Origin of the sequence: Piscibacillus halophilus (assembly GCF_900110685.1) — a bacterium.
Classification (GTDB): domain Bacteria; phylum Bacillota; class Bacilli; order Bacillales; family Alkalibacillaceae; genus Piscibacillus; species Piscibacillus halophilus.
On record NZ_FOES01000001.1, the window covers coordinates 77,274 to 90,338 of the forward strand.

Consider the following 13,065-nt stretch of genomic DNA (forward strand, 5'->3'; position numbering starts at 1 on the left):
TCTCATGTCGAAAAATAGCGTAAGAGAAATAGGCTTAAAGTTACTTAATCAAGTTGGTGAGAGTGGGGGATTTAGCCACATCCTAATTAACCAAGCGATATCAAACCATGATGTGTCTGAAAAAGATAAAGGTTTGTTAACTGAATTAGTTTATGGCACATTACAACGGAAATTAACGTTAGAGTATTATTTAAAACCTTTTGTTAAAAAGAAAACAGACCCTTGGGTTAAGTGGCTGCTATACATGTCCATTTATCAAATGGTATATCTTGAAAGAGTCCCTGATCATGCTGTCATTAATGAAGCTGTTACAATCGCCAAAAAACGCGGCCATCGTGGTACAAGTGGTTTCGTCAATGGAGTATTAAGAAATGTTCAAAGACAAGGCTTACCTAATTTAGAATCTATAAAAGACCCTGTTGAAAAAATTTCTATTCAAACTAGTCATCCTTATTGGTTAGTAAAACGATGGGTAGACATGTATGGGATTCAAACAACTAAAGACATGTGTGAATCAAATTTGGAAGCTAAAAAAATCTCCGTTAGAATTCAACCGTTGAAAAATACGTTGGCAGAAGTTGAAGAGATTTTGAAAGAAGAAGGAATTGAAACTGCACGTTCCGAATTAAGCAAACAAGGATTAAATATTAAATCTGGAAATCCTTTAACGAGTCAATTGTTTCCTGGCAATTTGACCATCCAAGATGAAACATCGATGCTTGTCGCGGAAATGTTGGATGCGAAACCAGGAATGACCGTTTTAGATGCGTGTAGTGCCCCAGGTGGTAAAACGACTCATATTGCAGAAAAAATGAATAATGAAGGCGTTATTTATGCATATGATTTACACCATAAAAAAGTAAAGCTGGTAAAAGAAAAAGCTGAAACATTAGGATTAACCAACATTCATACATCAGCACAGGATAGTCGCCATTTACAAGACATACACGCTACTGAGACGTTTGATCGAATATTATTGGATGCTCCTTGTTCAGGATTAGGTGTCTTGAGAAGTAAACCTGATATTAAATATCATAAAACAGAAAATGACATCTATGATTTAGCTGAAATTCAAGGACAATTGTTAGATTCTGTTCTTCCATTACTTAAGCCAAATGGAACATTAGTTTATAGTACTTGTACTGTGGATCGACATGAAAATGAGGAGCAGATTAAAAAACTACTAGATCATCATCCTGATTTCGAAATTGATCAGAACTTTTTTGAACAATTACCACTAAGTTGTCGACAATTAGATGGGATATCCGATTACGGGATTCAAATTTTCCCACAAGATTTTAATGCAGACGGATTTTTTATAACGAGAATTAAAAGAATTTAATTCGTCTGAAATGAGGTGACCTTTGAATGAACGCTTGTTTTGTATCAGATGTAGGGAAAGTGAGAAAAGTAAATGAAGATTCTGGGGGTGTGTTTTATAATCAGTCGAATCAAATGCTAACCATCATTGCAGATGGCATGGGTGGACATAAGGCAGGAGATATTGCTAGTGATTTAACTTCTAAATATATGAGTGAATTATGGGAACAAACAGATGCATTTGAACAATATGAAGAGGTAGAAGATTGGTTGCTAGAATCTATCCGAAAAACTAATTCACTTGTATTTAGTCATGCGCAAGAAAATCAGGAATGTATTGGAATGGGGACGACCATCGTTGCAACCGTTTACTTCAATGATGTCGTTATTGTAGCGCATGTAGGAGATAGTCGACTTTATCACATTACACATGAAGAGGTTGAACAAATAACGGAAGATCATTCTTTTGTACAGCAGTTAGTCAATAATGGAGAACTAACAGAAGAGGAAGCAGAAGCTCATCCTAAAAAGAATGTTTTACTACAAGCAATTGGAACAGAGCCTGATATAGAAATAGAAGTTAATCAATTTTCTTGGGCAGGTGAAGATTTTGTATTGTCTTGCTCCGATGGATTATCTAATAAATTAACAGTTAATGAGATTCATGACATTCTAAATTTGGATTTAACATTAGAAGATAAAGTAAATCGTTTAGTTTCACAAGCTAATGAAAATGGAGGAGAAGATAATATCTCAGTGGTTCTTGTTCAGCGTAAAGCAGGTGAATCACAATGATGGTAGGACGTATTATAAACGAACGTTATAAACTCATTCGTCCAATAGGCGGCGGAGGAATGGCCCAAGTTTATTTGGCCCGTGACATCATTCTTCACCGTAACGTTGCGATGAAAATCTTACGTATGGAATACTCCAATGACCGAGAGTTTATTGAGAGGTTTAGACGTGAAGCTGAATCGACGATTAGTTTATCTCATAATCATATTGTTAATTTATTCGATGTAGGGCAAGAAGAAGATATTTATTATATTGTAATGGAATATGTAGAAGGCATGACTTTAAAGGAACATATTCAACAGTATGGCCCAGTATCCGTAGATGAAGCTGTACATATTATGAATCAATTAGCTTCAGCTATTTCTCATGCCCATGAAAATGGAATTATTCATAGAGATATTAAACCTCAAAACATTTTAGTGGACCAGGATGGTCAGGTGAAAATTACGGACTTTGGAATTGCTATGGCGTTAAGTTCAACGTCATTAACAAAGACTAATAATGTGCTAGGTTCGGTTCATTATTTATCTCCTGAGCAAGCCAGAGGCGGTACAGCCACTAAAAAATCTGACATTTATTCTTTAGGTATTGTTTTGTATGAGTTATTAACAGGGGAGCTACCGTTTTCAGGTGAATCTGCTGTGTCGATCGCCTTGAAACATATGCAAGAGAACACGCCATCTATTAAGGACTTTAATCCACTCGTACCACAAAGTGTAGAGAACGTTGTATTAAAAGCAACTGCTAAAGATCCATTACAACGTTATCAATCTATTGAAGAAATGCAGCAAGATTTAGACACGGTTTTAGACCCAGAAAGAGTAGATGAAGAACCTTTTGTTGTCCCTGATGAGGAGGGAGAACAGACCAAAGCCATCCCCATCATTTCAGATGAAAAATCAGTTTCAGATCAGACTGATGAAGAGGAAACGAAAGAATTGAGCGCACAACAAACAAACAAAGAACCTAAGAAAAAGAAGCGTAAAAAGTGGTTAATTATCACTGTATCAATTTTAGCATTATTGATAACAGCTGCGGTTATTGCCTTATTTTTATTACCAAAGTGGCTAGCACCGAATGAAGTTGTATTACCTGATGTTTCTGAAGAAAGGTATGAGGATGCCCTAAGGGAGTTAACTGAATTAGGGTTAGATGTAGAACGTGAATCGGTTTATTCCGAAGAGGTTGAAGAAGATTATGTCGTTCGCTCTTCACCAGACGGAGGTTCCACTGTAAAAGAGGGTTCTAATGTCACCTTATATACAAGTATGGGTCGTGAGAAAATTGAATTTGATGATTATGTGGGACGGCAGTATGAACAAACCAAACGATTTTTAGAGTCCAGAGGATATCAAGAAATTATTTCTTATCCAAAAGAGTCTGAGCAGCCTGAGGGTGAGATTATCCGGCAGATTCAACCAGATCCTGGTGATCAAATCATACCAGAAGAGACAAAAGTCATTTTTGACGTCAGTTCCGGTCCACCAAAAATTACATTACAATCTTTGAGAGGTTGGACCTTAGATGAAGTAGAGAATTATATTAATGATGAAAATTTATCGTTAATACATGAAGAAGAGTTCTCTGATACTGTGCCTGAAGGTGAAGTCATAAGGCAAGAACCCGGAGCTAATACAGAGCTTGGACAAGGTGACGATGTTAAGGTCTTTATTTCAAAAGGACCAGAACCTAAACCTGTTACGACTGAGATTGAAGTCGACGTTGAATATGAACCACCGAATGAGGATGGTAATGGAAATGGCAACGGAAATGGCAATGGGAACGGTAACGGAAATAAAAAACCTGAACAATTAATTGAAATTTATGTAGATGATGCAAATCGTAGTATAGATGACGTAGCGTTTGAAGATCAGATTAACGGTGATGTGACTTATACGATTAGATTAACGATTAACCCTAATGAAAGTGCTCGTTATAAAGTACATCGAGATGGTGAATTATATAAGGAAGAAGTGATTTCTTATGAAGAAGCAGGAGAGGGTTCGTAAATGATCCAAGGTATTATAATAAAAGCTTTAAGTGGGTTCTACGATGTTTTAGCTGATGATCACCTATATACATGTAAAGGTCGAGGTGTCTTTCGAAAAAAGAAGATTACGCCTTTAGTGGGTGACTATGTTGAAGTTGATGCTCAATCAGACTCAACGGGTACGATTGTATCGATCCAAGATCGCCGAAATGAGCTTATTCGACCACCAATCGCAAATGTAGATCAAGCGATCATTGTCAGTTCAGTTGTAGAACCAGAGTTTAACCCTCTTTTGCTGGATCGTTTTTTGGTCTTAATAGAATATAAAGATATAAAGCCATTAATTGTATTTACCAAAGAAGACTTAACGACCGATGAGCAGTTAGATGAGTTAAATGCCTATGCTAACATCTATCGGGATATCGGTTTTAAAGTATTAATTGTTTCTAAAGTCATGGAAGATTTAAATGATAAGATTTACCCGCATCTTGCTAATAAACTATCAGTGATCGCAGGCCAGTCTGGTGTGGGAAAATCTACTTTATTAAATAAATTAGATGACGAATTAGAAATTGAGACGGGAACCATCTCAAAGAGCTTAGGACGGGGTAAACATACCACGCGTCATGTAGAGTTATATCATGTTGGTGGTGGATATGTAGCAGATACGCCGGGTTTTAGCTCGTTAGATTTTGATGAAATTGAATTAGAAGATTTACGTTTTTGTTTTAGAGAGTTTTTAGATTATCAAGATGATTGTAAGTTTAGAGGTTGTTTGCATATGAATGAACCCAAGTGTGCAGTTAAATCAGCAGTTGAACAAGGTGAAATTGCTAATTTTAGATATGAACATTACCAAAACTTTTACGAAGAAATAAAACAGAGAAAGCCGAGGTATTAATTGATGTTAAAAATTGCTCCATCTATATTATCCGCTGATTTTTCTAAATTAGGCGACGAAATTAAAGATGTTGAAAAAGATGTAGATTATATTCATGTTGATGTCATGGACGGACATTTTGTACCGAATATTACGATTGGTCCATTAATTGTCGAGTCTATTCGACCGATCACTCAATTACCATTGGATGTTCATTTAATGATAGAGAATCCTGAACAATATGTGCCTGCATTTGCTAAAGCAGGTGCAGATATTATTTCCGTTCATCAAGAAGCAACTCCTCATTTACACCGTGTCATCCAACAGATTAAAAACGAGGGAGTAAAGCCGGGCGTCGTTATTAATCCAGCGACCCCAGTAGAATCAATTATGCCAATCTTAGGGGATGTTGATTTAGTACTAGTGATGACTGTTAACCCAGGATTTGGTGGTCAATCGTTCATAGAGTCTACGCTTTCTAAAATTAAACAATTAAAAGAACTTAAACAACAATATAACTATCACTATGAAATTGAGGTTGATGGCGGGGTAAAACCAGAAACGGCAAAAGCATGTGTGGATGCAGGGGCAGAAGTACTAGTGGCAGGAAGTGCGATTTTTAATCACTCTAACCGTCAAGAAGCTATTAACGCTATCAAAGATTCAATTGATTAGGTGATCATATGAGTTTACATGTCGGAATCGTTGCTGCTGGTCCAATAGATGAGATACCAGATTTATCAAATTATCCTAAAGTAAATTATTGGATTGGTGTAGACGAAGGTGCAAAAGTTTTATATGAAGCTGGAATTCAAACAGATTTGGTCATGGGAGATTTTGATTCTATTGATCCAAGTTTAATTGAAACCCTTCAACAATCAGCACAATCTGTTAAAGTCTTTCCTACCGTAAAAGATGAAACAGATTTAGAATTAGCTTTTCTTGAGGCTATTCACTTAAAACCAGATCAGGTTTTAATATTTGGGGCAACAGGTGGAAGATTAGATCATGCATGGATGAACGTGCAATTACTAAACATGTTTGCTGATCAAAACATTAATGCATGGCTAGTGAATGGACAAAATGAAATAACACTTAAAAAGCCAGGGAAATATGAATTAGAAAAGGATTTATCTTTCCCATATATTTCATTTCTTCCTTTTTCGGAGAAAGTTGAAAATCTAACGCTGCAAGGATTTAGATATCCACTTGACCAACATACAATTGTTCAAGGATCGTCACTAACGATTTCTAACGAATGGTCTGAAAAAAAAGGTACTTATTTTTTTACCTCAGGCATAATATTAGTTATAAAGAGTCGTGATTAATCTTTGACCATCGTCAGCGTTAGTATAGGAGGGGGAAGATGAGATTTTATACAGTGAAGCTTCCTAGGTTTTTAGGTGGGCTAGTCCGCGGTATTATGAATCTTTTTAAAAAATAATACAAAAAAGCTACCTGACGTGTCATCAGGTAGCTTTTTTGTATATCATCATTTAAGTGAACGGATTTAAACGCGTTCTACTTTACCAGATTTAAGTGCGCGTGCTGATACGTAAACTTTTTTAGGTTTACCGTCTACCATAACACGTACCTTTTGTACGTTTGATTTCCATTTACGTTTCGTAGCGTTCATAGCGTGTGAACGGTGGTTACCAGTTTTAGTTTTACGTCCAGTTACTTGACATTTACGTGCCACTATAATTCCCTCCTAGCTTTCAAACAAATATCTCTAAATCGTTACTTAACTAATTTACCATATGGATTGCATGTTTTCAATATTTCTGGTTAATCTTATCAAGTTTTTTAACTTGACAGTGTTGTATACCTTTTCATTTTATTTACCTTATAGTAAAATAACCGTAGTCATGAACCCGAGGAGGATGGATATGTCGATTGAAGTACGTAATGAATATGGAACCGTTTCGATCTCGAAAGAAGTCATTACGACAATTGCTGGTGGTGCCGCTGTTGAATGTTATGGTATTGTAGGTATGGCATCACGCAAACAATTAAAAGATGGTTTATCTGAAATACTAGGTAAAGAAAACTTTTCTAAAGGTGTTGTCGTAAGAAATGAAGAAGACAACATTGATATTGATATGTACATTATCGTCGGCTATGGAACAAAAGTGTCGGAAGTCGCACACAATGTTCAAAATCAAGTGAAATATTCATTAAAGAAAATGATTGGTTTAGATGTCAATACAGTGAATATTTATATTCACGGAGTTCGTGTAACATCCTAGGTTGACATCGGTTTTGAAGGAGGAAAAAGAGAGTGTCTAATCGAACACTAAATGGCGAACAGTTTGCGCAGATGATTTTATTAGGTGCGCATCATTTGTCTAATCAGGCAAATATGATTGATTCATTGAACGTATTCCCTGTACCAGATGGTGATACAGGAACAAATATGAACTTAACGATGACTTCAGGTGCAAAAGAAGTTGAAAATGTTGGTTCAAATCATGTAGGAGAAGTGGCAAATGCTTTTGCTAAAGGCCTTTTAATGGGAGCTCGAGGGAACTCGGGTGTTATTTTGTCGCAATTATTTAGAGGTTTTTCAAAAAGTGTACAAGATAAAGAAACGTTAGAACTCCAGGATTTAGCTGATGCTTTACAATCAGGTGTAGATACTGCTTATAAAGCAGTTATGAAGCCTGTTGAAGGAACTGTTCTAACCGTTGCAAAAGATGCTGCAAAAGCGGGAGAAAAAGCTGTTCAATCAGTTAATAATATTACTGATTGGTTTGAAGTTGTTTTAGAAGAAGCAAAGCAGTCTCTAGAACGTACACCAGATCTTTTACCTGTACTAAAAGAAGTAGGGGTTGTTGATAGTGGTGGACAAGGGTTAGTGACGGTTTATGAAGGGTTCATTGCATCATTGAAAGGTGAAGAATTACCTACAAACGCTTCACAACCATCCTTAGATGAGTTAGTTAATGCTGAACACCATAAAATGCACCAAGACTTTATGGAAACTGAAGATATTGAATTTGGTTACTGTACTGAATTTATGGTTAAATTCGAAGAAGATAAGCTTGCTCAAAATCCGTTTGATGAACAACAATACCGTGAAGAACTTAGTGAGCACGGTGATTCATTGCTTGTAGTATCTGATGATGAAGTGGTAAAAGTTCATATTCATGCTGAATATCCTGGTGAAGTTATGACAATCGGTCAACGATATGGAAGCTTAATTAATATTAAAATTGAAAACATGCGTGAACAACATTCTGCCATAATAGATGAGAATAAACCGAACACAGTAAAAGCTCCTACACAAGAACAAGTGCGTTCTAAAATGGCAGTCGTTACGGTTGCTATGGGTGAAGGTATTAAAACAATGTTTGAAAGCCTGAATGCTAACGTCGTTATAGAGGGTGGACAGACGATGAACCCTAGTACGCAAGATATCGTAGAAGCCATTAATGAGGCAAATGCAGATCATGTGTTAGTTTTACCTAACAATAAAAATATCATAATGGCAGCAGAACAAGCACACGATCTAGTAGACTGTGATGTAAAAGTCGTTCCAACTAAGACTGTACCTCAAGGTATGACAGCTATGTTATCTTACAATCCAGAGGCTAGCTTAGAGGAAAATCATGAGGCGATGACTGAGTCATTACAATTTGTAAAGACTGGTCAAATTACTTATGCCGTTAGAGATACTCAAATCAATGGAAAGACTATTGAAGAAGGTAACTTTATGGGAATTCTGGACGGAGCTATTGAAGCCGTCGATACAGATAAAATGAAAACCATATTTGATTTATTACACCAAATGATTGATCCAGATGAAAATGAAATTGTAACAATCCTTCAAGGTGAAGAAGGAACTAATGACGAAGTACAACAAATCGAACAATTTATCGAAGACCATTTTGAAGACGTGGAAGTAGAAGTCGTTGATGGAAAACAACCTATTTACTCATTTATCTTTTCCGTGGAATAATACTATATATGCTAATACAAATTAAGTCCGTTCAGTTTAAGTGGTGATATACTTAAACTGAACTTTTTATTTTTCACTCTAAAATACGGTTTGATCACTTAAGGTTAAAGGTATAATGGCATCATTAAAATTAAAATTTTTATGTTCGATTCGGTTAAATAAGGTGTGACTGGTTCAATCACCCCAACTATTTAGGAGATGGATTAATCATGAAACAAAACAAGTATGATGATGAAAAATTTTTCTCTATGTATGAAAAAATGCCACGTTCAATCAAAGGACTTGAAGCTGCTGGAGAATGGCATGAGTTTAAAAAGCTAATTCCTGAATTACGTAATAAAAGTGTACTTGATCTAGGGTGTGGTTTTGGTTGGCATTGTCGTTATGCTAGTGAACAGCAAGCAAGTTCTATTCTTGGGGTTGATATTTCAGAAAAGATGCTTGCAAAAGCTCGTGAGTTGACTGATGATCCCGCGATTTCATACATGAATATGCCAATTGAAGGCATTAATTTTTCAGAATCACAATTTGATGTTGTGTTGAGTTCATTGGCTTTACACTATATTAAATCATTTGAAGATATTTGCAATAAAGTTTATAAATGCTTAAAGCCAGGTGGAGCTTTTGTATTTTCAGTTGAACATCCAATTTTCACTACTCGAAATGAGCAAGATTGGTATTATGATGAACAAGGTAATCGTCTGCATTGGGCAGTTGACCATTATCAATCAGAAGGTTTACGAGAAACATCTTTTCTTACTGGAAACGTTATAAAATATCATCGGACATTTGCAACCTATGTGAATGATTTAATTGATGCTGGTTTTACAATAAAGAATGTTAAAGAACCTGTACCTTCAGAAGAAATGTTAAAGAGTGTCCCAGAAATGAAAGATGAACTTAGAAGACCCATGTTCTTAATGATCTATGCAGAGAAGTAAAAGGGGTGTATAAATTAATTACACTTATATAAAAAAATGGGTGTTTTTTATTACAAAAGCTCTTTAAAAATAAAGTTATAAAAACAAAAAGCACCGCTATGGGTGCTGCCCCAAAAAATTTAGAGTAAAAAATCTAACTTCTGGGGTCACTACCTATTGCGATGCTTAGTCATATATTAATCTTTTCTTTTATATTAGTGCTTTTATAAAAAATTCGATTAAGAATAAAGTTGATATAATGATTAGAATTGGTGACAGTTGCTCCTTTTGTCGCGTAACAAGCTTTATAATTGGGTAAGCGATAAAACCAAATGCCATACCGTCCGCAATACTGTACGTAAATGGAATCATAAACATAATTAAAAAGGTTGGGAATGCTTCTGTTAAATCATCAATTTTGATATATTTTATATTCTGCATCATTAGGACCCCAACAATAATTAAGATCGGACTTATAGCATTAGCTGGAATCATGGATATATAAGGGATAAAGAAAAATGTTAATAAGAATAGAGCCCCTGCAACCATGCTTGCTAATCCAGTTCTAGCTTTGGAAGCTATGACGGCAGCGCTCTCAGCAGCTGGAACGGTAGGAGAAGTTCCGAAAAAACCACTCATTAAGGCAGAGACAGCACTACTTCGATTTGTTGCTTTAAAAGAATTAGTTCGATCTAGCATGTTAAGTTGGCCATGTATTAAACCCATGCTTTCAAAGATCAATACGATGGATAATGGTAAGACAGCAATCCAGAAAGTAAGTTGGCCGATATGACCGAATTCTGGCATCACAAATAAATCTGTAACCCCTTCAACGCTTAAGCTTGTACCTTTTTCGGTATCTAAAATCCCAAACATAGAAGCGAACCATGTACCAATGATCATCGTAATTAAGAAGTTAGCTGGTACATTTTTAACAAATAACAGAATTCCTATAGCTAATGACAGTAAACTGACAATAACCGTCGGTGATGAAAAGTCACCAAGGGTAACAATCGAATAGTCACCATTAACAATTAGACCACCATTCTCTAATCCAATTAGTACTAAAAACAAACCTAACCCAATCGTAATCCCGTGTTTTAATGAATCAGGTACAGCTTGTTTAAAGCTTTCACCTAGTGGTGTGATAGCTGTGATTAAAAAGATCGCGCTTGAAACCACTACAACTCCTAAACCCTCAGCATAGGAAAAGTCGTATTGTTGAACGATTGAAAACGCGAATAACACGTTAACCCCCATACCTGGAATGACAATAATGGGTACCTTCGCCCAAACTCCAATTAACATACTTCCGAATAAACTGGCTAATATAGTAGCAATCATGGCTTGCTCCCGTCCAATACCAGCTTCAGATAATATTGAGCTGTTCACAGCTACGATATAAACCGTGGTAAGGTAACCAATGATCCCTGCAATTACTTCCGTTGGCCACTGTTGATTATTCAGTTGTTTCATGTAAACTCCTTCTTTTGTAGTTAGCCCTCGCCCACCCAGGTATTATACCCAAAAAGTATTATAACGATAAAACTGTGTTACTTTCAAATAACAGGTTGGCTTTTACTCTATTTCCCTTTAAAATAGAAGTAGAAAGATATTAAGGTGGTGTATTCTATGAAATACAGATCGGTATTTGATATCATAGGTCCAGTGATGATTGGACCATCTAGTTCTCATACAGCAGGAGCTGCAAGAATTGGTAAAATGGCAAGACAATTATTTGGTCGACAACCCGAGTGGGCTAAAATATATCTATATGGATCGTTTGCAAAGACGTACAAAGGCCATGGGACTGATGTGGCGATTATTGGTGGTTTATTAAATTATGATACGTTTGATGAAAGAATAAAAGATGCTTTTCGCCAAGCTGAAGAAGCTGGGATGAAGGTAGAATTTATTGAAGAGGAAGGTTCATCCGACCATCCAAACACAGCACGAATTAAAATTGGGGACAAAGATGGTGATTTCGAGCTGGTGGGTATCTCTATTGGTGGCGGAAAGGCAGAGATTACAGAATTAAATGGATTTGAACTAAGACTTTCAGGTGGATCACCAGCCATATTAGTCATGCATAATGACCGTTATGGTGCTATTGCTTCCGTTACAAAAGTATTAGCTGAACACGAAATCAATATTGGTCATATGGAAGTCGTTCGTAAAGAACAGGGGAAAGACGCTATGATGGTCATTGAAACCGATCAGGTTATACCTGATGATGTTATGAATCAACTTGGAACATGTGATCATATTTTACAGGTGGTAACGATTGCTGACTAAGAAGGGACGTGAGAAACATGTTTAGAAGTGTAAGTGAATTAATTCAAATAACAGAAGATCAAAATATACCCATTTCTGAAGTGATGATTCAGCAAGAAATCGAAGAATCTAGTAAAACTAGAGAAGAGATCTTTACAGAAATGGAACGTAATTTAGATATCATGGAAAAAGCAGTTGAAGACGGCCTCAAGGGCGTTAAGTCGCGGTCTGGCTTAACTGGGGGCGACGCTGTCCTTATTAATAAATATCGTGAAGAAAAGCAACCGCTTTCAGGCGATCTATTATTAGATGTTGTGAGTAAAGCTGTTTCAACGAACGAAGTTAATGCGGCAATGGGAACCATTTGTGCAACTCCAACAGCGGGAAGTGCAGGCTGTGTTCCCGGAGTCTTATTTGGACTAAAAGATCGCTTAAATCCAACACGTGAAGAAATGGTTAGATTTCTATTTACAGCTGGAGCGTTTGGTCAAGTGATTGCTAATAATGCTTCTATTTCTGGGGCAGCGGGTGGTTGTCAAGCAGAAGTAGGATCAGCAGCGGGAATGGCTAGTGCCGCCGCAGTAGAAATGGCTGGTGGAACACCTGAGCAATCAGCACAAGCTATGGCCATCACGCTTAAAAACATGTTGGGATTAGTATGTGATCCAGTAGCTGGTTTAGTGGAAGTACCATGTGTTAAACGTAACGCTATGGGATCTTCACAGGCTATCGTATCAGCTGATTTAGCATTAGCTGGTGTTACGAGTCGTATTCCATGTGATGAGGTTATTGGAGCGATGTATCAAATTGGACAAAAAATGTCCTCTACGTTAAAAGAAACCGCTGAGGGTGGCCTAGCTGCTACACCTACAGGAAAGGCATTAGCAGCTAAAATCTTTGGATCAGCTGCAGAGTAGATTAAGAG

General features: G+C 36.6%; 14 protein-coding genes. 12 read left to right on the forward strand and 2 right to left on the reverse strand.

The genetic code is table 11. The features are described from left to right. Nucleotides 1–4: 4 nt before the first annotated feature. Genes rsmB through spoVM form a run of 7 tightly spaced genes read left to right on the forward strand, consistent with a single transcriptional unit; the run spans nt 5 to nt 6,429 of the window. On the forward strand, nt 5–1,342 hold the full coding sequence (rsmB, locus tag BMY57_RS00400; protein WP_091772032.1) for a 16S rRNA (cytosine(967)-C(5))-methyltransferase RsmB: 1,338 nt from the start codon (nt 5–7) through the stop codon (nt 1,340–1,342). Between the two features lie 26 nt (nt 1,343–1,368). After that, nucleotides 1,369–2,115, forward strand: a complete 747-nt coding sequence (locus BMY57_RS00405) for a Stp1/IreP family PP2C-type Ser/Thr phosphatase (RefSeq protein WP_091772033.1) — start codon at nt 1,369–1,371, stop codon at nt 2,113–2,115. Continuing rightward, nucleotides 2,112–4,124 carry a Stk1 family PASTA domain-containing Ser/Thr kinase gene (pknB, locus tag BMY57_RS00410; protein WP_091772034.1) on the forward strand — a complete coding sequence of 671 codons (2,013 nt, stop codon included), beginning with the start codon at nt 2,112–2,114 and terminating at the stop codon, nt 4,122–4,124. Before BMY57_RS00405 ends, pknB begins: the two co-directional genes overlap by 4 nt. Beyond that, complete coding sequence (rsgA, locus tag BMY57_RS00415) at nt 4,125–5,006, forward strand: ribosome small subunit-dependent GTPase A (RefSeq protein WP_091772035.1); 882 nt, start codon at nt 4,125–4,127, stop codon at nt 5,004–5,006. Nucleotides 5,007–5,009: 3 nt separating this feature from the next. Further along, the gene (gene rpe / locus BMY57_RS00420; protein WP_091772036.1) at nt 5,010–5,660 is read left to right on the forward strand and encodes a ribulose-phosphate 3-epimerase; all 651 of its coding nucleotides are present in this window, start codon (nt 5,010–5,012) and stop codon (nt 5,658–5,660) included. An 8-nt stretch (nt 5,661–5,668) separates the two neighbouring features. Beyond that, entirely contained in the window at nt 5,669–6,313 is a 645-nt protein-coding gene (locus tag BMY57_RS00425) for a thiamine diphosphokinase (RefSeq protein WP_091772037.1), read from the forward strand. A gap of 38 nt (nt 6,314–6,351) precedes the next feature. Further along, entirely contained in the window at nt 6,352–6,429 is a 78-nt protein-coding gene (gene spoVM / locus BMY57_RS16440) for a stage V sporulation protein SpoVM (RefSeq protein WP_091772194.1), read from the forward strand. A 66-nt stretch (nt 6,430–6,495) separates the two neighbouring features. Here the strand turns inward: spoVM and rpmB are convergent, their stop codons facing one another. Beyond that, nucleotides 6,496–6,684, reverse strand: coding sequence for a 50S ribosomal protein L28 (gene rpmB / locus BMY57_RS00435; protein ID WP_091772038.1), 189 nt, complete (start codon nt 6,682–6,684; stop codon nt 6,496–6,498). A 190-nt stretch (nt 6,685–6,874) separates the two neighbouring features. On the opposite strand from rpmB, the gene BMY57_RS00440 reads away from it, so the two are divergent. From BMY57_RS00440 to BMY57_RS00450, 3 genes are all read left to right on the forward strand, one after another. Beyond that, complete coding sequence (locus BMY57_RS00440; protein ID WP_091772039.1) at nt 6,875–7,234, forward strand: Asp23/Gls24 family envelope stress response protein; 360 nt, start codon at nt 6,875–6,877, stop codon at nt 7,232–7,234. Nucleotides 7,235–7,266: 32 nt separating this feature from the next. After that, nucleotides 7,267–8,946, forward strand: a complete 1,680-nt coding sequence (locus BMY57_RS00445; protein WP_091772040.1) for a DAK2 domain-containing protein — start codon at nt 7,267–7,269, stop codon at nt 8,944–8,946. A 209-nt stretch (nt 8,947–9,155) separates the two neighbouring features. After that, nucleotides 9,156–9,887: a class I SAM-dependent methyltransferase gene (locus tag BMY57_RS00450; RefSeq protein WP_091772041.1), complete on the forward strand. Its 732-nt coding sequence runs from the start codon at nt 9,156–9,158 to the stop codon at nt 9,885–9,887. Nucleotides 9,888–10,076: 189 nt separating this feature from the next. Here BMY57_RS00450 and BMY57_RS00455 read toward each other — a convergent pair whose 3' ends face one another. Then, entirely contained in the window at nt 10,077–11,342 is a 1,266-nt protein-coding gene (locus BMY57_RS00455) for an NCS2 family permease (protein ID WP_091772042.1), read from the reverse strand. Nucleotides 11,343–11,498: 156 nt separating this feature from the next. On the opposite strand from BMY57_RS00455, the gene sdaAB reads away from it, so the two are divergent. Continuing rightward, a complete protein-coding gene (sdaAB, locus tag BMY57_RS00460) occupies nt 11,499–12,161 on the forward strand; it encodes an L-serine ammonia-lyase, iron-sulfur-dependent subunit beta (RefSeq protein ID WP_091772043.1) in 663 nt (220 codons plus the stop codon). Nucleotides 12,162–12,178: 17 nt separating this feature from the next. Beyond that, nucleotides 12,179–13,057, forward strand: a complete 879-nt coding sequence (sdaAA, locus tag BMY57_RS00465; protein ID WP_091772044.1) for an L-serine ammonia-lyase, iron-sulfur-dependent, subunit alpha — start codon at nt 12,179–12,181, stop codon at nt 13,055–13,057. The last annotated feature ends 8 nt before the right edge of the window (nt 13,058–13,065 follow it).